Origin of the sequence: Pedobacter mendelii (genome assembly GCF_014635725.1) — a bacterium.
Classification (GTDB): domain Bacteria; phylum Bacteroidota; class Bacteroidia; order Sphingobacteriales; family Sphingobacteriaceae; genus Pedobacter; species Pedobacter mendelii.
Genome location: NZ_BMDJ01000002.1, coordinates 479368 through 502575 on the forward strand (window position 1 = coordinate 479368; position 23208 = coordinate 502575).

Here is a 23208-nt window from a genome sequence, read left to right on the forward strand (position 1 = left end):
TCTTTTTCAAAAAAATTACAAATGAACATTATAATCACTGGTGCCAGCAGCGGAATTGGATTTGAAACAGCTTTAGAACTAAGCTTACAAAAAGATAATAAAATTGTGGCCATTGCCCGTTCGGCAGATAAATTACGAAAACTCTTAGAGATTGCTAAAGGCATTAATCCTGATTGCACCATATTGCCTGTAGAATTTGACATCGTAAATGATGATTATGCAGCATTAACTCCTTTTTTAAAGGAACGATTAGGAACTATAGATATACTGATTAACAATGCTGGTGCTTTAATAAATAAACCATTTTTAGAAACTACTGAAGAAGATTTGGGTGAAATGCTGCAAAGCAATGTTATTGCTCATTTCAGAATGATACAAAACACCTTACCCTTAATGCAAGCCGGAAGCCACATTGTAAATATTGGCAGTATGGGTGGTTTTCAGGGAAGCCTCAAATTTCCAGGTTTATCCGCATACTCGGCAAGCAAAGCTGCGCTACATACTTTAACAGAATGTTTGGCTTTCGAATTGGCAGAAACAGGAATTAAAGTTAATTGCCTCGCTTTAGGTTCAGCACAAACAGAAATGCTAGAAACTGCCTTTCCAGGCTATAAAAGTCCGGTTATGGCATTTGAAATGGGCAAATATGTAGCAGACTTTGCTAAGACAGGGCATAAATTCTTTAATGGAAAAATTTTACCTGTCGCAGTTAATACGCCATAATAATCTTTTTTACCTATAATACTTTCAATAATTATTTATCTAAAATTTAAACTTAAAAAATCAGTATGGAAACTAATCAATCTTTTCAACAAGCACCATTTGCTTCAGAAGATGGCAAAACGGCCAGCATTGTCAGCTATATCACAATTATTGGCTGGCTAATCGCTTACTTCGCATTATATAAAGACAAAAAAACATCATTAGGAAGCTTTCATTTAAGGCAATCCCTTTTAATAAATCTGATTTATATTGGCTTAAACATCGTTCAAAGAATTGTACTAATAAGTACTGCCTCAGCAACACTATATTATTTATTTTCTATTTTATATGTAGTCTTATTTATACTTTGGTTAATTGGTTTAATTGGAGCGATTCAAGCACAGAAAAAACCGATTCCTTTTATTGGAGAAAAAGCACAAACAATGTTCCCAAACATTTAATAAATAATTTTAAATATTTTAGAGCCTTGACCTGAGTCAGGGCTTCTTTATTTCAGCTTATTTTCAACAATTTAATTTGATTTAAAAAAAAATTATATCTTTGGCTTCTACATATGAAGAAAATATTAGTCATAATTTCGTTTTTCATTTTGTCTGCAACCGCAGGAAAAGCCCAAACAACATTACCAATCCAATACCAGGATTTAGTTAAAAAACTGGTTGCTAATTTACCTAAAACATCGTTAGAACCCACTAAATTAACGGGTTCTACAAATTCTTCAAGCCTTATCGATTTTGCAAAAAGTATGTTAGGTATTCCCTATCGATACGCAACAAGTAATCCTAAAGTTGGCTTCGATTGTTCTGGATTTGTGAGTTATGTATTTAGTAACTTTGGCTTTAAAGTTCCACGTTCTTCAAGAGAGTTTAGTGGAACAGGAAAAGAAACAAGTATTGAAAATGCAAAAGTTGGCGATGTTTTAATATTTACCGGGAGTAATTCAAAAGTTAGAAGAATAGGCCACGTTGGTATTGTTTATTCAATCGATGAATCAGGAATAAAGTTTATCCACGCATCATCGGGTAAAGCACATAGCGTAACCATTACAGAATTTAATGGGCACTATAAAAACCGTTTTATGAAAATTGTAAGCATTTTATAAATTTACTTTTTATATTTCCACATTCTTGTTTTACCCTCTGCAATCCATTCAACAGCTGTTTCCAATCTTTTTAATTTTGTTGATTCCGTTTTGGCATCTTCTAGCCACAACACATATTCCTTTTTATTAGAATTACTAAAATTCTGGAAAATAGCTAACGCCGAAGGATCTTGTTGCAAAGCATCAATAAAATATTCCGGAATTTCTAAAGTTTTTTGGGTCGATTTCTTTTTAGCGGGCAAGCTTATGCCATCTTCATTTAATTGAATCGCTTGCTGAACATAAGCTATTAAAACATCATCTTCAGGTAAATCATTGAAAGATCTAATTTGTCCCAACCAACCCATCGCCTCTTTTCTTTCTTTAAAAATATTGTATTCATCAGTCATTAAAGATGCTTTCCAAAAACCAAAAGCGCAGTGATTTTTAAAAGCAGCAAAATGGCAAACTGTTCCTTTAAAATCAAAGAATGGCATACTCCACTTAATTTTCTCTTCAATACGGGCATCAGCCCGATGAACTAAGTTTCTCAAATGTTCTAAAATCGGAATCGCAAACTCGGGAGAATCAGCGATATATTGATCGACACCTACAATTGTATGCATAATAAATTTTTAGCTTATTAAAATTAAAGCAAAACTATCTTTAAAGCAAGTTCTACATTTCCTTCTTCCAGAAAGCGATGCGCCAATTCATGAAGTTCTCTTTCTCTATTAGCCGCATCACCTATAGTTGCATCAAAAACCTCTTTAACTTCGGGCAACTGAATTGTTAAATCAATTTCTTCATCTTTTGGTAGGCTTTCTATGTTACCTAACATACCTAAATCATTACCGGTTAATACTTTCGAAAAACGGACAGAATGTGGTAAACGGTCTACACCGATACCCAATTTAGCAAGGGGTTTTGCCACTTTAAACAGGTTGTTATTGGTAATTCTACAATACCAATCGCCACCTAAACGGGCAACCACGTCAATTTTCTCCTGATCAATTTTACCATTTTCATCTAAAATATTCTCGTTAATATGAATCAGTTTTATTTCGGCCAGAATAAGATTTCCTGCACCATGATTATCGCCCAATGAGATTACCTGGTTAATTACACACTCAAACTGTACAGGGGCTTCTGCAACTCTTGGCGGCTGAACCAAATCCGATTTTAGCATAGTAAAGCCTGCTTTCTCAAATTCATTTATCCCTTTTGCATACTCCGTACTGGCCAAACTCATCTGTTGTACCATATCGTAATTAACAATATTAATTACACATTCTTTAACCTGAAGTACATTTTCTAAAGTATGTTTCGTTGTATTATCGCGCACTCTTCTTGATGGTGAAAACACACAAATTGGAGGCTTGGTACTAAACATATTAAAAAAACTGAATGGACTTAAATTAATATTTCCTTCTGCGTCTATTGTTGATGCAAAGCAAATTGGTCTGGGTGCAATAGCATATTGCAAATAATCTTGCAGTTGAACAGCAGATAAATCGGATGTTTTTAAGGTTAACAAGTGTTAATGGTTTTAAAGTTTTAATAATTCGTTATTTATTTAAGGTTTTTCTTTTTTTTTCAAAGTCTCTCAAATAATCTATAAATCGTTTGGTTTTGGCTGAAAATTCAGCACATTTTTCATAAAAGAAATTTAAAGTCGTTTCTTGAAATTTTTTTTGGTCTCTTCTAAAATGATTAGTTTATTTCTAAATTCACCCGACGATCCTTTAGCATAGGTTAAAAACCTTACAAAATCAGGATTATTATTATATTCAAAACCTTCAGCAACGTTGTCAGAAATCGACATAGCTGCTCTTCCAAATTGATCTTTCAAGCCAAAATCTGATTTGATAGGATCCAAATCAGAAATTCGATAAGCCTCAACTCTAACTTGCTTCGCCAATTGCCAAATCTCTAAATCCTCAAACTTTTGGATTTTCGCCATCGCAGAAATCCATATTTAAAAAATAATCACTATTAATTATTCAAGTCAACTATTAATTTTACGGGTAATTTCAACATTACAACAACATTAACATTTTAACTAATTTTCACCTTTTTTCAAGCCTAAAATCGAAAAATCAGTATCGGCTTTTTTAATTGTATTTGTTAATGCGCCCAAACCTGTAATTTCCATCTCAACTACATCACCAGGTTGCAGCCATTGGGTTTTATAATTCGGATCGTTTAATAAACCTGTACCGTTTAATTCTAAAAAACATCCAGTACCAACAGTTCCTGAGCCGATTACATCACCTGGCAAAATATCGACACCGTAAGCACAGCGTTCAATAATTTCAGCAAATGTCCAGTCCATATCTGCGGCATTACCTTTAGATACCTCAATTCCATTTACTCGACAAGTCATTTTTAAATTATAAGCATTGCCGGTATGACCAGTTTTTGCTGCAACTTTATATTGCTCTAATTCATCAGCGGTTACCAACCAGGGACCAATAACTGTAGAAAAATCTTTTCCTTTTGCAGGGCCGAGATTTAACAACATTTCTTCCATTTGTAAAGTTCTGGCACTCATATCATTCATCACCATATAGCCAGCAATATATTCATCAGCTTCTACAGCTTTAACATTTCTTCCTTTTTTACCGATTACGATAGCAAGTTCTAACTCAAAATCGAGCTTTTCGAAATGATCTGGCATACATTCAATGTCACCAGTTCCCTGGATCGCATTATGGTTGGTAAAATAAAAAATCGGGTATTCGTCAAATTGAGGAATCATGTCAACTTTCCGGTTGCGGCGAGCAGCGGCAACGTGTTGCCTGAAAGCATAACCATCTCTACAACTTGTTGGATGCGGAACAGGTGCTAAAATTTCATAAAATATTTCTTCTTTCGCTTCAAAACTTCCATTTTTTATTTGCCCATCTATTTTTTTTGCTCTTTCCATTAACACTTCACCACCTTGCAAAAATTCATTCATATTATCAGGAAGCAATTTATCACAACTATTTAAGTTATGAATGTGGCCATTTATATAAACGCCAAGATGCTCTCTTTCTTCGGTTCTATAGGATACTAATTTCATCTTTTTTAAATTTTATTTTTAGCAGTAAGACGGAGCCTTTAATAATTAAATAAAATTTTTTAATTATATCGGGTTCATATAATTTGGTTAAAATATCGTGGTAAAGCTAATGATTAGCTAAAGAATTAAAACTATAAATTAATTTTTATTGAAAATCTAAGAGGCTGTTTAAAATTTATCTAATAATTTGTTTATGCTTTTTTTCGGCTGCAACATTGATAAATATTTCGAGATAGTCTGGCTATCTCTGCAACATTTGCCTTGTTTCGCTCAAAAAATAAACGATAAACATTTTCACAATATAAATTCAAACAGGCTCTAAAAATTTTATCTTCAAAATAAAATCCTTACATTAGCAACATCAAATCCATGATTTTAAAAGCATTACATATCAACCTTGTAAACGATGCAATTGCTGCACGCCGTTATAAAATGCTGTCGAAATTGATCATGGCTCAATATTCTCTGTAAAATCTCTCTAAATTCTATTTAATTGAAACGCATTTACGTTTTAATTGTTTATTTCTTAATGATTTTTTCTCTCTAACCATAACATAACTAATTATGCCTGTATATCATAAATTGGGGCAAATTCCTGCAAAGCGACATACGGTTTTTCGTAAACCTGATGGAAAACTATATGCAGAAGAATTGGTATCAACCGAAGGTTTTTCGAGCCTTTACTCACTTGTTTATCACTGCCATCCACCAACAATTGTTAAACATTTAGGTGAACCTTACAGTGTTGAGCCAAAAATTGCACGAGAGAAACACCTCAAACATACTAGTTTAATTGGCTTCAAAATTAAACCTGAAGATGATTATTTGGCAAGTCGAAAACCTGTTTTAGTAAATAGCGATTTACACATCGTTTTAGCTGCTCCACGAAAATCGATGACCGATTATTTCTATAAAAACAGCCAGGCTGATGAAATGATTTTTGTGCATGAAGGCTCAGGAAAATTAAAAACCGGTTTCGGCGAAATTAAATTTGCTTATGGTGATTACCTCATCATCCCAAGAGGTACAATTTACCAAATGGAATTCGATAATGAACAAAACCGATTGTTTATTGTAGAAAGTTTTAGTCCGCTAAGACCGCCGAAAAGATATCTAAATCAATATGGGCAACTGATGGAACACTCGCCCTATTGCGAACGCGACTTGAGGTTACCTGAAAACCTGCAAACACATGATGAATACGGCGATTTTAAAGTATTGATAAAGAAACAGGGCCTAATCTATCCCTACACTTATGGAACACATCCTTTTGATTATGTAGGCTGGGACGGTTATCATTATCCTTATGCCTTTTCCATACACGATTTTGAACCAATAACAGGCAGGTTACATCAGCCACCTCCAGTACATCAAACTTTCGAAGGGCATAATTTTGTTGTCTGCTCTTTTGTACCACGTAAATATGATTACCATCCTGATTCTATTCCGGCTCCATATAACCACAGTAATGTTGATAGTGATGAAGTTTTGTATTATGTTGATGGTGATTTTATGAGTCGTAAAAGCGTAGTAAAAGGTCAAATTACATTACACCCTGGAGGCATCCCTCATGGACCACATCCCGGAACAGTAGAAAAATCAATTGGTAAAGAAAAAACGGATGAATTAGCTGTAATGATTGATCCTTTTAAGCCGTTAATGCTTACGCAGGAAGCATTAGATATTGAGGATGAAAATTATCACAAAAGCTGGCAGGTCAATATTGAATAAAATTATTCGGGAGATCGGAGTTCGATCACAATGCACAAAAATTACAGATAACATCTTGATAATAAAAATTTTACACTAAAGAAAATGGAAACACTAACATTTGCAGAAAAAATATCTAAAGCACAAGATTTTCTGCCGATTAATGGAACAGATTATATAGAATTTTACGTGGGTAATGCGAAACAAGCTGCTCATTATTACAAAACCGCATTTGGTTTTCAAAGCCTGGCCTATGCTGGTCCCGAAACTGGTGTTCGCGATAAAGCTTCTTATGTTTTGCAACAAGGCAAAATCAGATTGATTTTAACGACTGCACTAAAATCTGACCATCCGATTTCTGAACATGTAAAAAAACATGGAGACGGTGTTAAGGTTTTAGCGCTTTGGGTTGATGATGCATACAGCGCCTTCGATGAAACTACCAAACGTGGTGCAAAGCCATATATGGAACCAAAAACATTAACTGATGAATTTGGCGAAGTTAAGACGAGTGGAATTTATACTTATGGTGAAACCATTCACATGTTTGTAGAACGCAAAAACTATAAAGGAACTTTTATGCCAGGCTTCCGCGATTGGGAAAGCGAATATAAACCAAGTGATGCAGGACTTTTGTATATCGACCATTGTGTTGGTAATGTTGGTTGGAACCGAATGAATGAAGCCGTAAAATGGTATGAAGATGTGATGGGTTTCGTAAATATTTTATCATTCGATGATAAGCAAATCAACACCGAATATTCTGCGTTGATGAGTAAAGTAATGAGCAATGGCAACGGTTTTTCAAAATTCCCGATTAATGAACCTGCAGAAGGTAAGAAGAAATCGCAGATTGAAGAATATTTAGAATACTATGAAGGCGAAGGCGTACAGCACATTGCTGTTGCAACAAAAGATATTGTTAAAACAGTAAAAGAGTTAAAATCTCGTGGCGTAGAATTTTTAAGCGCACCACCGGAAGCATATTATAACATGATGCCCCAACGCGTAGGTGAAATCGATGAAGAAATTAAAATCCTTGAAGATTTAGGTATATTGGTTGATTGTGATGAGGAAGGTTATTTATTACAAATCTTCACAAAACCGATTGAAGACAGGCCAACTTTGTTTTTCGAAATTATACAACGTAAAGGAGCACAAAGCTTTGGAGCAGGTAACTTTAAAGCATTATTTGAATCTTTGGAACGTGAACAAGAACTGAGAGGAAACTTATAATTATTTTATCCATTTAAGAGCCTGTTTAAAATTTATCTAATAATTTGTTTATGCTTCTTTTCGGCTGCAACATCGTTAAATATTTCGAGATACGCTTGGCTATCTCTGCAACATTTGCCTTGTTTCGCTCAAAAAATAAGCGATAAACATTTTCACAATATAAATTTAAACAGGCTCTAAGAATATTCAAAAAACTCGTCATTGTGAGGCATGAAGCAATCTTATTTAAAGCACTATTGATACACAAAACGTTTTAAAATTGCTTCTTGCCTCGCAATGACGAAATTTATATATAGATATTGTTTACAACACCTCTCCCAAATGTTTATAATTTGACTTAATCGTATCTAAAACCTCAGTCATTTTTCCACCCAACATTAATTTTGCCATTGATTCTGTCATGCCTTTTATCTGTGCCCACTCAATTTTCGGAGGCATGGCTAAAGCATTTGGATTCGTCATAATATTTAAAAGTATTGGTCCATTTTCTGTAAAAGCATTAGCAATTGCATTTTCAACATCATCTGGTTGAGAAACGGTTATTCCTTTAAAACCCATCGCTTGTGCAACTAAAGCAAAATCAGGGTTTATCATATCCGTTTCACTATCAGGTAAACCATCAACCTCCATTTCTAATTTTACCATTCCCAAAGCACGGTTGTTAAAAACGATAAGCTTTATAGGAAGATTATATTGTTTAATCGTAGCCAAATCACCAAGTAGCATCGATAGTCCACCATCACCACATAATGCTATTACTTGTTTTTCAGGATGAGCTAGAGCCGCCCCAATTGCCATTGGCATAGCATTCGCCATAGAGCCATGATTAAATGATCCGAGCATCTTTCTTTCACCGGTTCCATCAATAAATCTTGCACCCCAAACGCAACACATTCCAGTATCAACAGTAAAAATTGCATCTGTTTTAGCCAATCTATTTATCGTATCAGCTACAAATTCGGGTTGTATTTTATTTTCCACGCCCCTATCTTTAACATAAACCTGCTGATTTTCTTTAACTTTTTGATAAAATTCCAGCTGAGATTTCAAGAATTTATCATCCTTCTTTTCTTCCAACAAAGGCAATAATGCTTTTATTGAATCAGAAATATCCCCGCACAAGCCTTGAGTAAGCTTTGCTCTTCTTCCTAAACGCTCCGGACTTTCATCTATCTGAATGATTTTATTTTTTACGGGCATGAAGTTTATATATGGAAAATCTGTTCCAAGGAGGACCACTACATCTGCTTCATGCATGGCATGATAACCTGATGGCTGGCCTAATAAACCTGTCATGCCTACTTCATAAGGATTATTATATTGAATACCCATTTTACCACGAAATGAAAAACCTACAGGTGCTTTTAGTTTTGCTGCAAGTTCTACAACTTCATCATGTGCTTCAGCAGCACCAATGCCACAATAAAGCATAATCTTCTTCTCAGAATTTAAGAGCGTAGATAATTCTTTTAATTCATTATCAGATGGGCGAATTACAGGTTTATTTCTAAACAACTGCATAGAAGTAGCACTTTCTACGGCATCCATTTCCGAAACGTCGCCTGGCAAACCAAAAACAGCTACCCCTTTTTTATGTATAGCATGTTGTATAGCAGTTTGAAACATTCTTGGTGCCTGCTCAGCGGTGGTTGCAACCTGATTGTAATAACTACAATCGTCGAATAGCTTAATTGTATTGGTCTCCTGAAAAAATTCCGTTCCAAATTCACTAGTCGGAATTGTCGAAGCAATTGCAATTAGTGGAACGTGAGAGCGATGTGCATCATACAAACCGTTTATTAAGTGTACGTGTCCAGGACCGCAGCTTCCTGCACAGCATGCAATACCGTCAAGTTCTGATTCAGCAGCAGCAGCAAAAGCGCCTACTTCTTCATTTCGAACATGTATCCATTTAATTTTACCATTTCTTCTTACGGCATCATTAAAGTAATTAAGGCTATCTCCTGTAACAGCATAAATTCTTTTTACACCAACTTCAACTAGCATTTCAACCAATTGCTCTGCAACATTTTTACTCATAAAATAATTTTAAAATTTAATCGGAATGGTTAAATGATGTAATATTAATAAAGGATTGTATGGTATTGTTTCAGAAAACTCAACTTATATTTTATTTGGATTCGATTCTGACTCTAAAAAGAAAAATTCATTTTTGGCAACGGTAGGAAAAATAAACTTTCTTCACTAAAACTTCATAATTGAAATGCACCTTTGAAATAACAAAACACAAGAAGCGATTTCCGTTTTGTTAAATTCTAAAAACTCATAATTAGTTTTTTAGTTTTCCGGTTACCCTTATCTGATACCTCATGTATTGCAAAATACATGAGGTTTTTTTATAAGTTATTACGCCGTACTTTCTTTCAGCATTTGATACAAATTTGATGCGTCACCATCAAACTTGGTTCCGTTTACATAAAAAGATGGTGTTCCGTTTACACCGCTACGAATGCCACTTTCAAAATCATCATCAATGCGTTGCTGAATTTCAACAGAAACAGCATCTTTTTTAAATTTATCCAAATCAAGTCCAATGGTTTTGGCTAATTCAATGAATAAGTCGTCACCAATCCGATGTTGGTTTTCGTAAAGGGCATCATGCATTTCCCAAAATTTACCTTGTAATGCAGCCGCTTCGGCAGCCAATGCAGCAGATAAAGCATATTGGTGCACTTCCTGCAAAGGGAAATTTCGAAAAACAAACTTTATCTGGTCGCCGAAAGTATCTTGTATTTCTTGAATCAGGGGAAAAGCATCACCACAGTATGGGCATTGGTAATCGCCGAATTCTACAATTTCTATTGATGCGGACTTTCCACCTTCAACATGATCTTTAGCTGATACTTCAGGTTTTAACGTACTCATAAATTCTATTTTTTAGAAAGTTCTTCTAGGGCATCCAAAATTCCATCTGCCCCTGGATTAACTGCAGTTGGCGATAAATAATTCCAAGCAATTTTACCTTCTTTATTGATTACAAAAAGGGCTCTTTTGCTTTCACCAATTTGTTCATCGTAAACTCCATAAGCTTTTGATACTTTTCCTTTTGGTTCAAAATCTGCTAAAAGTGGGAAATGAAGCTTTCTATCACCCGAAAACGCTAAATGGCACCAAACACTATCTACAGAAATTCCAAAAATTTGGGCGTCGTATTTATTAAAGTATTTCAGCATTTCGTTGTAAAGTGCCATTTGGTCGCTACAAACAGGACTCCAATCTGCAGGATAAAAAGCAAGAATTACGTTTTTTCCTCTAAAATCTTTTAGTTTTATTTTTTGGTCAGGAGTAGCATTTAACTCGAAATCTGGTGCTAATGCGCCTTTTTCTAACATGATGTATAGTTTAAAAATTATTGTACTATTTAAACAACCCTAAATACCAGTTGTTTGTTATAAAGTTTAACCTAACTTTTGGCGCTTAATTAAATAAGACTGCAAAACCGGATAAAACCCTTCATTCATATCGGCATCGATTAAATCTATTTTATATTGAGCACATTTTAAAGTAATTTGCTGCCGATAAGTTGAAACCGCAGCAGTATAGTTTTCTTTCACCTGATTAGTATGCACCTTAATCATTTCTCCGGTTTCCATATCTATGAATTGATACGGCCTGTTCTCAAAATTAAAATCAACTTCTTTTGATTTATCAAATACATTAAAAACTACAACCTCATGTTTATTAAATTTTAAGTGCTGAAGTGCATCAAAAAGTGCATCAGTTTTTTCAGAACTGGTTTGCGTATTAAATAAATCACTAAAGATTATTACCAATGAGCGTTTATGAATCAATTCTGCCACTTGGTGTAAAGCTTCGCTTAAATTGGTTTTCGCATTTACTTTCGGTTTTTGCAGGAGCTCTTCCAACTGGTTAAAAAGATACTTCTGATGAACAGTTGTAGATTTTGCAGGCGAACTCAATAAAATTTCTTCTGTAAATAAACTTAAGCCAAAAGCATCTCTTTGTTTCTTTAAAAGATACATTAAAGAAGCTGTAGCTTGAATCGAAAAAGTAAGTTTGTTATTTTTTGGTTCAGGAAAATACATCGATGAAGAAACATCAATTACAAATTGGCAACGCAGATTGGTTTCTTCTTCAAAGCGTTTGCTGTATAGTTTATCAGTTTTTGCATATAATTTCCAATCAATATTTTTTACATTATCGCCAGCATTATATTGGCGATGCTCTGCAAATTCTACTGAGAACCCATGAAATGGACTTTTGTGTAAACCTGTAATAAAACCCTCTACAACTTGTTGAGCGAGCAATTCTAAATTACCATAGCTTGTTTCGTTTTCGTAGTTTACAACCTGCATATCGTAAAGCTAGTAAAAGATTCGCTAATTATATGCGGTTAGAATTGTATTTATATGTTCAAAAAAATATTTTGAAAGCAGTTACAGTAGCTTTTTGGTTTCTTCATTCCCGCCATCGTTCCAAATCCTTAGCCAAAGAAAAATTGGCTTCCGGGTTTTCCACTTTGTCGGGTTTAGGTGGCACAAGTAGAGTACATATCAATGGTTAATAAACCAGATGGTAGTGGCAGCCTCCGATTTTTCATCGGATCTAAAACGGATAGCAGGACTAAAAATGTAATGAAAAACAGAGCGAACATTTTCAAAAAAAGAATGAACATAAAAATTAGCAAACAAAAAATCCCGAAATCGGTAAATGATTCGGGATTAGTATATTTAAACGAGTAACTTATTTCTTTGCAATCTTATACAGCTTTCCATTATCCGTTACAGTATATAAAGCACCATCTTTTTCTACCATATCACGGAAACGTTCTCCCATTCCTTCAAGCAATCTTTCTTCGCCAACAACTTTATTGTCTTTAATAACCAAACGGATGATGTGGGAGCCACCTAAACCACCTACAAAAAGATTTCCTTTCCATTCAGGAATAACAGTGCTATTATAAAAAGCAATACATCCAGGCGAAATACTTGGATTCCAGAAATAAACAGGCTGTTCCATACCATCTTTTTGCTGAATACCATCTCCAACCTTTTTACCGCTATACTCTACACCATAGGTAATAATTGGCCAGCCATAGTTTTTGCCCGGCTTAATTAGGTTTACCTCATCGCCACCTTTTGGACCAAATTCAGCTTCCCATAAATCTCCAGTTTGAGGATTAATGGCCAAACCATCCGGGTTACGCAATCCTAACGCGTATATTTCAGGTCTTGCATCCGCCTTACCTGCAAAAGGCCCGTTTGGAATTGGCTTTCCATCTGTAGTTAAGTGAAGAATTTTTCCTAATGATGAATTTAGGTATTGCGCCTGGATACGAATATCAGCTCCCGAGCGCTCTCCCGTACTCACAAATAAGTCGCCATTTTTATCAAAAACGATTCTTGAACCGTATTGAAGTTTATCTTTATAAGAAGGTGTTGCACGGTAAATTACCGTTTGATTTTCCAATGCAGTTTCATTTGCAGCTAATTTACCCTTTGCAATGGCCAATAAAGCACCATTAGCCTGAGGTTCAGAATATGCAAAATATACCATTCTGTTTTTGGCAAAATCAGGGTCTAAAGTTACATCTAACAAGCCACCTTGTCCAGACGGATCTACCTTAGGTAAACCTGTAATGGTTTTACTTAATTTACCATCAACACCAAGAATAACCATGGTTCCTTTTTTTTGAGTGATTAAAAAGCCTCCATTTGGCAAAACGGAAATCGCCCATGGATTTTCAAGTTTATCGTTTAAAACAGAAACATCAAAAATTGCTGTTGTTTTTACGCTCGCTATTCGAGTTTGCCCTTCAAAGGCAGGTTTATAATCGGCAGAAGGTTGATTGGTTTCAACTGGGTTTTGTGCAGAAGCAGCATTGGTAAGCATCAAACTAATTGATAATCCTGCAAATGCTAGACCTAATGTTTTGTGAGTTAATAGGTTCATAGAAATGATTAGAGTTTTTAATAAAGAAACAAAATTATTTTCGCAATAAAAAACCCGAATTTAAAATTGAATCCGGGTTTTAAATATATTACAAGCCACTAGGCTTTAAGCTTAAATTTAAGCTAATTGCTTATTTAATTTTTCTGCTAAAACAGATTTCGGAACCGCACCAACTTGTTTGTCAACAACCTGACCATCTTTGAAATATAATAAAGCAGGAATGTTACGAATACCAAATTGCATTGAAATTTGAGGATTGTTATCTACGTTAACTTTACCAACGATAGCTTTACCATCATACTCTTTTGCTATTTCTTCTACTACAGGACCAACCATGCGACAAGGGCCACACCATTCTGCCCAAAAATCTACCAACACGGGTTTATCTGATTTTAATACAAGCTCCTCGAAGTTTGCATCTGTGATTTCTAATGCCATAATTATTTTTTTATGTTCAAATATATGTATTCAATTGTAATGCCAGCGATAGTGTAATGCCAATTTGACATTGACTTTATAAAGTCAAAATTATACGCTGTCACTTCGAGTCAATAAGCAATCTTTCCTATATGGCAAATTGTTACCATAAGCCGTTATTTGCTTTTTCAGTTAATAAAGTTCTATTTTTATGCTAAATAGATTGCTTTTTCGCTCCTAATAACAATGAAGGCTAAGCATAAAATAGTCTTCTAACTTAATTTAACTATTATCACTTAAATCATATGTCGTCATTACGAGGAGGCTTTTTCCGCCAACAAAGCAATCTTTCATACAAAACATCAATATAATTTTAACCGAGCAATCTTTCCAACTAAATAGATTGCTTCGTCATTCCTCCTCGCAATGAAGATTAAACCTAGTTCAACTTGTAATTTACAACATTCAAACCAATCAATTGTTCTAAGAACTTATTATTAGGGTTAATTTTTAAATTCTTGGATGTTAAATCTAGCATTATTTGTTTTTCGCTATCAAAAACGGCGAAGTTAAGTTGACAGTTTTGCTGTTCTGAGTTTGCCTTATTGTCTGCTAATATCACTTCAATCTGACGCATCAAATCATCATTTACCCTTTCTATAGGTACCTGAATGGTAAGGCTTTTGGTTAATTTATCTCTCAGCTCAGACATTAAATTAATGGATGTAATTTTAAACTCCCAGTCGCCTTTTTTGCCGAAACGCTCTCCCACCCTTCCTCTTATTTGCAAAAAATAACCTTCAGTTAAAAATGACTTAAACTTTAGAAAATCCTCACCAAATAAAGCCATTTCAGAAGCATCATCATAATCTTCAAAAACAAATGTACCGAAGGGCTTACCTGTTTTGGTTATTCGCTGCGATGCAGCAACCACCAAACCACCAACGCAAAGTTCTCGATTTTTTAATTTTTCAAATTCGGCTAATACCTCTTCATTGGTATCACCCATACGTACCTTATTAATTATACTCAATTGCTTTACGCCATGCGTACAAAATTTATCAAGTTCTAGTTTATAATTATCAAGTGGATGACCTGAAAGAAAAATTCCAATAGCATCTTTTTCATATTTTAGCCTATCCATCAATGCCCATTCAGGCGAAACTGGAAGTGTTGGTTCTAAAATCATATCTGCTTTTGAGCCACCAAACAGCGAAGCTTGAGATGTACTTTCGTTATTCTGAAAATCGTTGGCGTATTTGATAATCTTTTCAATACCATTCATTTTATCATTCGGTCCGATGTAAAAATATTGTGCTCTGTGACCACCAAATGCATCAAAAGCACCACTGTAAACAAAACTTTCGTAAGCTTTTTTATTTACAATCCGGGTATTTGAACGTTTTGCGAAATCGTAAACCGTTGTGTAAGGGCCTTTCTCAAGGCGTTCTTCGATAATACTTTCAACCGCCTTTTCTCCAACACCTTTAACGGCCGACATGCCGAAACGAACTTCGCCTTTAACATTAACAGAAAATTTAAGGTCTGATTCGTTAACATCTGGTCCGAGAACAACCACGCCCATCTGGCGGCATTCTTCCATAAAGAAAGCCACCTGTTTAATATCACTCATGTTGTTAGAAAGCACCGCAGCCATGTACTCTGCCGGATAATGTGCTTTTAAATAAGCCGTCTGATAAGCAATCCAGGCATAACAGGTAGAGTGCGACTTATTAAAAGCGTAAGACGCAAAAGCTTCCCAATCTTTCCAAATTTTTTCTAAAGTTGTTGCATCATGTCCTTTTTCAGCGGCTTGTTTTACAAACTTAGGTTTCATTTTATCCAGAACATCTTTCTGTTTTTTACCCATTGCTTTACGCAAAACATCGGCCTCACCTTTGGTAAAACCTGCCAATTTTTGCGATAAAAGCATCACCTGCTCTTGATAAACGGTGATACCGTAAGTTTCTTTCAGGTATTCTTCGCAGGCATCTAAATCGTATTTGATTTCTTCTTCTCCATTTTTACGCTTAACAAAGCTAGGTATGTACTCCATTGGCCCAGGGCGATATAATGCATTCATGGCAATTAAATCGTCAAAAACTGTAGGCTTTAGTTCCTTCATGTATTTCTGCATACCCGGACTCTCGTACTGAAAAATGCCAATAGTTTCGCCACGCTGGAAAAGTTCATAAGTCAATACGTCATCAATCGGGAAATTATCCGGGTCGAGTAGGATATCATGTCTTTTCTTAACCAGTTTAACCGTATCTTTTATCAGTGTGAGGGTTTTTAAGCCCAGAAAGTCCATTTTTAATAAACCAGCACTTTCCACAACCGAGTTATCAAACTGGGTCACATACAAATCAGAATCTTTAGCTGTGGCAACAGGAACGAAATTGGTAATATCACTTGGCGTAATAATTACACCGCAAGCATGGATGCCTGTATTTCTTAATGAACCCTCTAAAACCTGAGCCTGTTGTATAGTTTCGGCACTTAAATCTTTCATAAGGCCCATTGCTTTTAATTCCTGAACCCGTTCGTATTCATCTGGGCGCAAAGCATCTTTTAAACTCTTTTCATCGAGGGTAAAGATTTTTGCAAGTTTCATATTCGGAATCAGCTTAGCAATTTTGTCTGCTTCAAAAAGTGGTAAATCTAAAACCCTGGCCGTATCGCGTATGGATGATTTCGCAGCCATCGTTCCATAGGTAATAATTTGCGCAACCTGACTGGAACCATATTTATTGATAACGTACTCCATTACACGCCCGCGACCCTCATCATCAAAATCGATGTCGATATCGGGCATGGAAACACGATCGGGATTTAGGAAACGCTCAAAAAGGAGGTCATATTTGAGCGGATCGATATTGGTAATCCATAAGCAATAAGCAACTACAGAACCTGCAGCAGAACCACGACCTGGACCAACGGAAACATCTCTCCTTCTGGCTTCGGCAATAAAATCCTGTACAATTAAGAAATAGCCAGGGTAACCTGTTTTTTCAATCGTAGCCAATTCAAAATCCAACCTATCGATTACCTCGGATGTAGGTTTGCCATAACGCTTTTTCGCTCCTTCGTAAGTTAGGTGACGTAAAAACTTATTTTCGCCTCGTTTTCCACCATCAACTTCATCTTCAGCAACTAGAAACTCCTCAGGAATATCAAACTTGGGAAGTAAAACTTCGCGGGCAAGTTGATAACTTTCAATCTTATCTACAATTTCCTGAATGTTTAAAATTGCTTCAGGCAAATCGGCAAATAGTGCTTTCATTTCATCAGGAGATTTGAAATAATATTCCTGATTGGGCAAGCCATAACGGTAGCCGCGGCCGCGACCAATTGGTGTTGCCTGTTTTTCACCATCTTTTACGCAAAGCAAAATATCGTGCGCATTTGCATCTTTTTTATTGATGTAATAGGTATTATTTGTTGCAATGAGTTTTACATCGTGTTTTTTAGCGAGCGAAATTAAAGAAGTATTTACCCTGTCTTCATCTTCCTGATTATGGCGCATTACCTCCACATAAAAATCTTCTCCAAACTGTTCTTTCCACCAAAGCAAAGCTTCTTCTGCTTGGTTTTCGCCCATGTTTAAGATTTTGTTAGAAATCTCACCAGAAAGGTTACCAGATAAAACAATAATATCATCTTTGTATTGCTCAATTACTTGCCTATCAATACGCGGAACATAATAAAACCCCTTTGTGTAAGCAATGGAAGACATTTTAGCCAGATTGTGATAACCTTTTTTGTTCTTTGCCAACAGCACCATTTGGTAACCATTGTCTTTCGCAGTTCTGTTTAGGTGATCATCACAAACAAAAAATTCTACACCAATAATTGGTGTCATTACAACTTCAGTTGGTCGCTCTCCAGCTTCAATAGCTATCGCATTTTTTGCTTCTGCAGCTTTATTATGATTTAAAACGTTTGAAACAAAATGAAAAGCACCCATCATATTTGCATGGTCGGTCATTGCAACCGCAGGCATTTTTTGTGCCGCTGCCGCTTTAACTAAGTCAGGAATGCTGATGGTACTTTGTAAAACCGAAAATTGAGTATGATTGTGTAAATGAACAAACGTTGCCGCAGCAAGTTCTTGTTTATTCTCTGCAAGTTCTTGTTTAGAGACACCACCGCCTTCTGCTTTCTGAAGGCGTTTACGAATTTCATCAGAAGCAGACTTTAAATTAACATGGTTAATTCCAAAACTTGGAATAGATGCAGGATTTATTTCTCTAAAGCGAGGGAAGTATTCTGCATCAACGAGTAATTCTTCTTTAGTAAAAACTTCCTTTTTAATTAATTCAAGGAAACAACGCGTAGTTGCTTCTACATCGGCAGTTGCATTGTGTGCCTCCTTAAACGGAATACCGAATAAATATGAGTGAAGTTCGGTTAATGTTGGCAGCTTAAATTTACCACCTCTACCGCCCGGTAGTTTCAGCAAGCTTGCAGTAATTTCCGTACAGGTATCTAAAACAGGCATTCCGGCCATGTGGTTTTCAACGCCAAAACGATGAAACTCACAACCCATAATATTTACATCAAAACCAACATTTTGCCCTACAATAAATTTAGATTTTGATAAAGCGATATTGAATTTCTCCAATACTTCGGCAAGCGATACACCTTGCTCTTCAGCTAATTCCGTCGAAATACCATGAATACGCTCCGCATCATACGGAATATTAAATCCCTCTGGCTTAACTAAATAATCCTGATGCTCAACCATCCGCCCCATCTCATCGTGTAGTTGCCATGCAATTTGAATACAACGCGGCCAGTTATCGGTATCGGTAATTGGAGCATTGTAATTACGAGGCAAACCTGTAGTTTCCGTATCAAAAATTAAGTACATATATTATTGTAAAAATTAACCGCTGCAGAATATTAGTGGCTTTTCAAAAATAGGAAATTTGAAGGTTGATGTTGTCAGGATTTTATCAACAAAAAAAGGAGATAATAAAGCTGATTTTGTAATGGAACTGTTAAACAATTTAACTTTTGTAAAGGCAGAAGCAATCAGCATAAAAAAAGCTCAATTTATTAGTGAACTAAAATCTTCGGTTGAAGAAGTTGAACTCACGAAACAAGGAAAATTAAATCTAAAATATGCTGAAGAACTTTTAAATGATCTATAATATTGAACTTACTCACTTCTTTGAAAACAACTCAGCTAAAAAATTTACATAACTAAAAAAAGGAATTTTTAGAATTAATAATATCATTAAGAGAGAATCCCGAATAAGGAAAGTCTCTTGGCAACAATTGTTATAAGATTTGTATTTCAATCACATCAAAAGGTAAGAGAAAATCTGGTGGGGCTAAAGTGATAACACACATACAAATTGTTAAAAAAAAGATTTCCTAATCTCGATTTATGATAAATCAGAGCAATCACACATTTCGGATAAAGAACTTGATACCTTGCTCAAAATTATTTAATAAAAAAGCCGAAATACTTTACGTGTTTTCGGCTTTTTTATAAAGAAATAAATTTTATTCTTAATCTTCCAAAGCTTTCAAAAGCACTTCTGCCGCTTCTTCTGATGAACCCGGGTTTTGACCAGTAATTAAAAGTCCATCTTTTTTAACATACGAACTCCAGTCAGCACCTTTGCTGTAGTGCCCACCAAGCTTTTTAAATTCATCTTCCAATAAAAAAGGCACAACATCTGTCAATTTTACCGCTTCTTCTTCTGTGTTTGAGAATCCGGTAACTTCTTTTCCCTTTACTAAAGGATCGCCATTTTGGTCTTTAACTTTAATAAGCACACCTGGAGCGTGACATACAAAAGCAACAGGTTTTTCGGCATTATAAAATGATTCAATAAGTGAAATAGATCTTTCATCGTTTGCTAAATCCCATAACGGTCCATGACCTCCTGGATAAAATACGGCATCAAAATCAGCTTCGTTAACGTCATCTAATTTAACTGTATCTGAAAGTTTTGTTTTTAGTTCCTCATCAGCTTTAAATCTTTTGGTTGCATCGGTTTGTGCATCAGGCGCATCACTTTTTGGGTCAATTGGTGGTTGCCCTCCTTTTGGCGAAGCTATTGTAATTTCTACACCTGCATCTGCCATAACATAATAAGGAGCAGCAAACTCTTCAATCCAAAAACCTGTTTTTTCACCTGTATTTCCCAATTCACTATGGGAAGTTAATACCATTAATACTTTCATTATTATAAATTTATTTGTGTGTAAGTGCCATCTATTTCTATGCCGAAAAATGGGTTAGCATTTAAAATGACAAATGCTATACGATTGGTTAAAAATGTTCCTGACTCACCAATTCACTAACATCATAACCTTTTTCGCGGCATCTCTCAATAATATCAACCAATAAATCCGATTCCATTTTAGGCTCGCGGGTCATAATAAAAAGGTATTTCCCATCCGGATGTCCAACCACAACATAGCTGTAATCATCGGCAAGTTCGATTATCCAGTATCCAATTTTAAAAGGCCATAGAAATTGTGCCTTCATATCACCATCTGGTTTTTTTTCATCAAAAAACAATTTAGATGTAATCGATTTTTCTTCCGGTTTTCCTTCTTTGTGATAGGTAGTGTAAACATCAAAATGGTCGCCACCAACTAAAGTATAGGTTTCAGTTGTCTGTTTCCAATGTTTATCTAATAAGGTTGGGATAGAATATAGAGAATACCACTTTCCCTCGAAGGCTTTAAAGTCGATATTGATTATTGGCTTATTTTCCATGGTTTGTTGTATGTGTTTTTTTAATTTAAGTAATTTTGCCAACTATTAGTGTTCCTGGCTTACGAGTTTATCAACCTCATACCCTTTTTGTTTACATCTATCAACAATAGCACTCATCAATTTTTTATCAATTTCGGGCTTTCTGGCCATTATAAACAAATATTTTTTATCTGGGTGGCCAATAACAACATAACTGTAATCATCTGGTAATTCAATTACCCGATAACCTATTTTGAAAGGCCAAAGAAACTGCGCTTTCATCTCTCCATCAGGTAAACCATCGTAAAAAAATAATTTAGATTTTATCGATTTCTCTTCCGTATTTCCTGTTTTGTAATAGGTTGTAAATACTTCAAAATATCCTTCCTTTAATGTATAATTCTCAACAGTTTTACGCCATTTTTTGTCCAAAGCAGTGGGTATACTTGTTAATGAATACCATTTACCTTGAAACTTTTTAAAATTTATTTTAGCAATTGCTTTATTTTCAGAGTCGAAGCTGGAAATTGATTTATGCAAATCTAGCCCTGTAAATGAAAAGAAAAAACAACTCACAATAAGAAGCGTAAGTAAGTGCAGAAGCTTGAATTTGTTTAGATTCATAAATTTGTTTCGTTTAATAACATTTTAAAAATTATAAAGTTTTGAAAAGGATTTTTAAACCTTATATTTATTTATACCTTCGATTGGTAATTAACAGCAAACCATAAAATTTAGAAATATGAAAGTAACGGTTGTAGGAGCAGGCGCTGTAGGCGCAACTTGTGCAGATAATATTGCACGTAAAGAACTTGCGAATGAGCTTGTTTTGTTAGATATTAAAGAAGGTTTTGCCGAAGGTAAAGCCATAGATATGATGCAAACGGCTACCCTATTAGGTTTCGATACAAAGATAACTGGTGTTACCAACGACTATAGTAAAACTGCAGGCTCTAATGTTGTGGTAATTACTTCAGGCTTACCGCGTAAACCCGGAATGACTCGTGAAGAACTTATCGGAATTAATGCCGGTATTGTAAAAGGCGTTGCCGAAAATATTTTGAAATACTCTCCTGAAGCGATAATAATAGTGATTAGTAATCCAATGGATACGATGACTTATTTGGCTTTGAAATCTTTGGGTCTACCTAAAAACCGGATTATTGGTATGGGTGGCACATTAGATAGTTCTCGTTTTAAATTTTATTTATCAAAGGCTTTAGATTGCAATCCGAGCGATTTACAAGGTTTTGTTATTGGTGGTCATGGCGATACAACCATGATTCCTTTAACGCGTTTAGCAACTTATCAAAGCTTACCAGTGAGCAACTTATTGGATAAAGCCACACTTGATAAAGTTGCGGCAGATACCATGGTTGGTGGTGCTACTTTAACCGGATTAATCGGTACATCGGCATGGTATGCTCCTGGAGCAGCTGGGGCAGCGCTTGTTGAAGCAATTTTACGCGATGAGAAAAAATTATTTACCTGCTGCGTTTCATTAGAAGGCGAATACGGTCAGCAAGATATTTGTTTAGGCGTTCCGGTAATTATTGGCCGTAACGGCTGGGAAAAAATTATCGATTTTAATTTAACCGATGACGAGCAAACGGCATTTAATAAAAGTGCTGATGCTGTTAGAAACATGAATAGCGTATTAGCTGATATGAAATTGGTTTAATAAAATTAATCATCTTGAGCACCAATAATAAAATTTAACCACCTTAAACACCTAAGAAAAACCTCATAATATCAAGTAGTAAAAGTAAATTAACCATCATATAAACCTAAAAATAAGGTGCCTTAGGTGGTAAAAATCGTTAAATGAAGTCAATTTCAATTCCATTAAAACTTATAAACTTACAAGACGACGGTTTCCATGTTTTGGTAGAAATTGTTGTTTTTAAGCAAAAGCATTTTGTTGTATTAGATACCGGAGCATCACGAAGTGTTTTCGATAAATCTTTGATAGAGCAGCATCTTTCCGAAACTTTACACGTATCGGATGAGATAAATGCGGCTACACTCTTTACAACTACTACAACTATCCAGGCCACCATTCCAGAAGTTAAAATAGGCTCGTTAAAAATAAAGAATTACCAAACTGTTGCTTTTGATTTGCAATCGGTTACAGAAACTTACCAGCAATTTGGACACCCACCAATTTCTGGGATCATTGGTGGTGATATTTTGATGAAGTACAAAGCCGTAATCAATTATGATAAGCTTGTACTAAAATTATATAAATAAATGTTGTTGACTCCAATCAATTAACATTTTGAAATAAAGAGGTTTCTTGTTAAATTTAATGAACCAAAC

At 35.2% G+C, this 23208-nt stretch carries 22 protein-coding genes; 8 read left to right on the forward strand and 14 right to left on the reverse strand.

Going from position 1 to position 23208, the window contains the following annotated elements; translation table 11 throughout:
* The first annotated feature begins 21 nt into the window (after positions 1–21).
* From IEV50_RS05520 to IEV50_RS05530, 3 genes are all read left to right on the forward strand, one after another.
* Positions 22–723: an SDR family NAD(P)-dependent oxidoreductase gene (locus IEV50_RS05520; protein ID WP_188412240.1), complete on the forward strand. Its 702-nt coding sequence runs from the start codon at positions 22–24 to the stop codon at positions 721–723.
* A gap of 65 nt (positions 724–788) precedes the next feature.
* The gene (locus IEV50_RS05525) at positions 789–1163 is read left to right on the forward strand and encodes a DUF4870 domain-containing protein (RefSeq protein WP_188412241.1); all 375 of its coding nucleotides are present in this window, start codon (positions 789–791) and stop codon (positions 1161–1163) included.
* Between the two features lie 113 nt (positions 1164–1276).
* The gene (locus IEV50_RS05530; RefSeq protein WP_188412242.1) at positions 1277–1825 is read left to right on the forward strand and encodes a C40 family peptidase; all 549 of its coding nucleotides are present in this window, start codon (positions 1277–1279) and stop codon (positions 1823–1825) included.
* A gap of 2 nt (positions 1826–1827) precedes the next feature.
* Here IEV50_RS05530 and IEV50_RS05535 read toward each other — a convergent pair whose 3' ends face one another.
* From IEV50_RS05535 to IEV50_RS05550, 4 genes are all read right to left on the reverse strand, one after another.
* A complete protein-coding gene (locus IEV50_RS05535; protein ID WP_188412243.1) occupies positions 1828–2430 on the reverse strand; it encodes a YdeI/OmpD-associated family protein in 603 nt (200 codons plus the stop codon).
* A gap of 23 nt (positions 2431–2453) precedes the next feature.
* Positions 2454–3341, reverse strand: a complete 888-nt coding sequence (locus IEV50_RS05540; RefSeq protein WP_188412244.1) for a flavin reductase family protein — start codon at positions 3339–3341, stop codon at positions 2454–2456.
* Positions 3342–3473: 132 nt separating this feature from the next.
* The gene (locus tag IEV50_RS05545; protein WP_188412245.1) at positions 3474–3767 is read right to left on the reverse strand and encodes a four helix bundle protein; all 294 of its coding nucleotides are present in this window, start codon (positions 3765–3767) and stop codon (positions 3474–3476) included.
* A gap of 99 nt (positions 3768–3866) precedes the next feature.
* Positions 3867–4871 carry a fumarylacetoacetate hydrolase family protein gene (locus IEV50_RS05550; RefSeq protein ID WP_188412246.1) on the reverse strand — a complete coding sequence of 335 codons (1005 nt, stop codon included), beginning with the start codon at positions 4869–4871 and terminating at the stop codon, positions 3867–3869.
* 564 nt (positions 4872–5435) lie between these two features.
* On the opposite strand from IEV50_RS05550, the gene IEV50_RS05555 reads away from it, so the two are divergent.
* Positions 5436–6602, forward strand: coding sequence for a homogentisate 1,2-dioxygenase (locus IEV50_RS05555; RefSeq protein WP_188412247.1), 1167 nt, complete (start codon positions 5436–5438; stop codon positions 6600–6602).
* Between the two features lie 84 nt (positions 6603–6686).
* Positions 6687–7817: a 4-hydroxyphenylpyruvate dioxygenase gene (gene hppD, locus IEV50_RS05560; protein WP_188412248.1), complete on the forward strand. Its 1131-nt coding sequence runs from the start codon at positions 6687–6689 to the stop codon at positions 7815–7817.
* A gap of 303 nt (positions 7818–8120) precedes the next feature.
* Here the strand turns inward: hppD and IEV50_RS05565 are convergent, their stop codons facing one another.
* The 7 genes from IEV50_RS05565 to dnaE form a co-directional block, all read right to left on the reverse strand.
* Positions 8121–9857, reverse strand: coding sequence for a thiamine pyrophosphate-dependent enzyme (locus tag IEV50_RS05565; RefSeq protein WP_188412249.1), 1737 nt, complete (start codon positions 9855–9857; stop codon positions 8121–8123).
* Between the two features lie 327 nt (positions 9858–10184).
* Positions 10185–10703, reverse strand: coding sequence for a DsbA family protein (locus tag IEV50_RS05570; protein ID WP_188412250.1), 519 nt, complete (start codon positions 10701–10703; stop codon positions 10185–10187).
* Positions 10704–10708: 5 nt separating this feature from the next.
* Positions 10709–11170: a redoxin domain-containing protein gene (locus tag IEV50_RS05575; protein ID WP_188412251.1), complete on the reverse strand. Its 462-nt coding sequence runs from the start codon at positions 11168–11170 to the stop codon at positions 10709–10711.
* 66 nt (positions 11171–11236) lie between these two features.
* Positions 11237–12154, reverse strand: coding sequence for a DUF58 domain-containing protein (locus IEV50_RS05580; RefSeq protein ID WP_188412252.1), 918 nt, complete (start codon positions 12152–12154; stop codon positions 11237–11239).
* Between the two features lie 388 nt (positions 12155–12542).
* Entirely contained in the window at positions 12543–13751 is a 1209-nt protein-coding gene (locus IEV50_RS05585; protein ID WP_188412253.1) for a PQQ-dependent sugar dehydrogenase, read from the reverse strand.
* A 117-nt stretch (positions 13752–13868) separates the two neighbouring features.
* On the reverse strand, positions 13869–14189 hold the full coding sequence (trxA, locus tag IEV50_RS05590) for a thioredoxin (protein ID WP_109923776.1): 321 nt from the start codon (positions 14187–14189) through the stop codon (positions 13869–13871).
* Positions 14190–14607: 418 nt separating this feature from the next.
* The gene (gene dnaE / locus IEV50_RS05595) at positions 14608–19041 is read right to left on the reverse strand and encodes a DNA polymerase III subunit alpha (RefSeq protein ID WP_188412254.1); all 4434 of its coding nucleotides are present in this window, start codon (positions 19039–19041) and stop codon (positions 14608–14610) included.
* Between the two features lie 58 nt (positions 19042–19099).
* Between dnaE and IEV50_RS05600 the strand changes: the two genes are divergently transcribed.
* On the forward strand, positions 19100–19324 hold the full coding sequence (locus tag IEV50_RS05600; RefSeq protein WP_188412392.1) for a hypothetical protein: 225 nt from the start codon (positions 19100–19102) through the stop codon (positions 19322–19324).
* Positions 19325–19688: 364 nt separating this feature from the next.
* Here the strand turns inward: IEV50_RS05600 and IEV50_RS05605 are convergent, their stop codons facing one another.
* The 3 genes from IEV50_RS05605 to IEV50_RS05615 all read right to left on the reverse strand — a co-directional run bounded on the left by IEV50_RS05605 (position 19689) and on the right by IEV50_RS05615 (position 21513).
* On the reverse strand, positions 19689–20369 hold the full coding sequence (locus IEV50_RS05605) for a type 1 glutamine amidotransferase domain-containing protein (RefSeq protein ID WP_188412255.1): 681 nt from the start codon (positions 20367–20369) through the stop codon (positions 19689–19691).
* Positions 20370–20457: 88 nt separating this feature from the next.
* Entirely contained in the window at positions 20458–20910 is a 453-nt protein-coding gene (locus tag IEV50_RS05610; protein ID WP_188412256.1) for a lipocalin family protein, read from the reverse strand.
* 45 nt (positions 20911–20955) lie between these two features.
* Positions 20956–21513: a lipocalin family protein gene (locus IEV50_RS05615; protein WP_188412257.1), complete on the reverse strand. Its 558-nt coding sequence runs from the start codon at positions 21511–21513 to the stop codon at positions 20956–20958.
* A gap of 118 nt (positions 21514–21631) precedes the next feature.
* On the opposite strand from IEV50_RS05615, the gene mdh reads away from it, so the two are divergent.
* Positions 21632–22570: a malate dehydrogenase gene (mdh, locus tag IEV50_RS05620; RefSeq protein WP_188412258.1), complete on the forward strand. Its 939-nt coding sequence runs from the start codon at positions 21632–21634 to the stop codon at positions 22568–22570.
* Positions 22571–22713: 143 nt separating this feature from the next.
* Positions 22714–23139, forward strand: a complete 426-nt coding sequence (locus IEV50_RS05625; protein WP_188412259.1) for an aspartyl protease family protein — start codon at positions 22714–22716, stop codon at positions 23137–23139.
* Positions 23140–23208 lie beyond the last annotated feature (69 nt).

What these genes read in the sequence shown, in the direction of transcription:
- IEV50_RS05580 (WP_188412252.1), bottom strand. Translation starts at nt 12,154, where the DNA reads ATGCAGGTTGTAAACTACGAAAACGAAACAAGCTATGGTAATTTAGAA.
- mdh (WP_188412258.1), top strand. Translation starts at nt 21,632, where the DNA reads ATGAAAGTAACGGTTGTAGGAGCAGGCGCTGTAGGCGCAACTTGTGCA.
- IEV50_RS05535 (WP_188412243.1), bottom strand. Translation starts at nt 2,430, where the DNA reads ATGCATACAATTGTAGGTGTCGATCAATATATCGCTGATTCTCCCGAG.
- IEV50_RS05555 (WP_188412247.1), top strand. Translation starts at nt 5,436, where the DNA reads ATGCCTGTATATCATAAATTGGGGCAAATTCCTGCAAAGCGACATACG.
- IEV50_RS05575 (WP_188412251.1), bottom strand. Translation starts at nt 11,170, where the DNA reads ATGTTAGAAAAAGGCGCATTAGCACCAGATTTCGAGTTAAATGCTACT.
- IEV50_RS05610 (WP_188412256.1), bottom strand. Translation starts at nt 20,910, where the DNA reads ATGGAAAATAAGCCAATAATCAATATCGACTTTAAAGCCTTCGAGGGA.
- IEV50_RS05570 (WP_188412250.1), bottom strand. Translation starts at nt 10,703, where the DNA reads ATGAGTACGTTAAAACCTGAAGTATCAGCTAAAGATCATGTTGAAGGT.
- dnaE (WP_188412254.1), bottom strand. Translation starts at nt 19,041, where the DNA reads ATGTACTTAATTTTTGATACGGAAACTACAGGTTTGCCTCGTAATTAC.
- IEV50_RS05520 (WP_188412240.1), top strand. Translation starts at nt 22, where the DNA reads ATGAACATTATAATCACTGGTGCCAGCAGCGGAATTGGATTTGAAACA.
- IEV50_RS05615 (WP_188412257.1), bottom strand. Translation starts at nt 21,513, where the DNA reads ATGAATCTAAACAAATTCAAGCTTCTGCACTTACTTACGCTTCTTATT.
- trxA (WP_109923776.1), bottom strand. Translation starts at nt 14,189, where the DNA reads ATGGCATTAGAAATCACAGATGCAAACTTCGAGGAGCTTGTATTAAAA.
- IEV50_RS05525 (WP_188412241.1), top strand. Translation starts at nt 789, where the DNA reads ATGGAAACTAATCAATCTTTTCAACAAGCACCATTTGCTTCAGAAGAT.
- IEV50_RS05565 (WP_188412249.1), bottom strand. Translation starts at nt 9,857, where the DNA reads ATGAGTAAAAATGTTGCAGAGCAATTGGTTGAAATGCTAGTTGAAGTT.
- IEV50_RS05530 (WP_188412242.1), top strand. Translation starts at nt 1,277, where the DNA reads ATGAAGAAAATATTAGTCATAATTTCGTTTTTCATTTTGTCTGCAACC.
- IEV50_RS05585 (WP_188412253.1), bottom strand. Translation starts at nt 13,751, where the DNA reads ATGAACCTATTAACTCACAAAACATTAGGTCTAGCATTTGCAGGATTA.
- IEV50_RS05625 (WP_188412259.1), top strand. Translation starts at nt 22,714, where the DNA reads ATGAAGTCAATTTCAATTCCATTAAAACTTATAAACTTACAAGACGAC.
- IEV50_RS05545 (WP_188412245.1), bottom strand. Translation starts at nt 3,767, where the DNA reads ATGGCGAAAATCCAAAAGTTTGAGGATTTAGAGATTTGGCAATTGGCG.
- IEV50_RS05605 (WP_188412255.1), bottom strand. Translation starts at nt 20,369, where the DNA reads ATGAAAGTATTAATGGTATTAACTTCCCATAGTGAATTGGGAAATACA.
- IEV50_RS05550 (WP_188412246.1), bottom strand. Translation starts at nt 4,871, where the DNA reads ATGAAATTAGTATCCTATAGAACCGAAGAAAGAGAGCATCTTGGCGTT.
- hppD (WP_188412248.1), top strand. Translation starts at nt 6,687, where the DNA reads ATGGAAACACTAACATTTGCAGAAAAAATATCTAAAGCACAAGATTTT.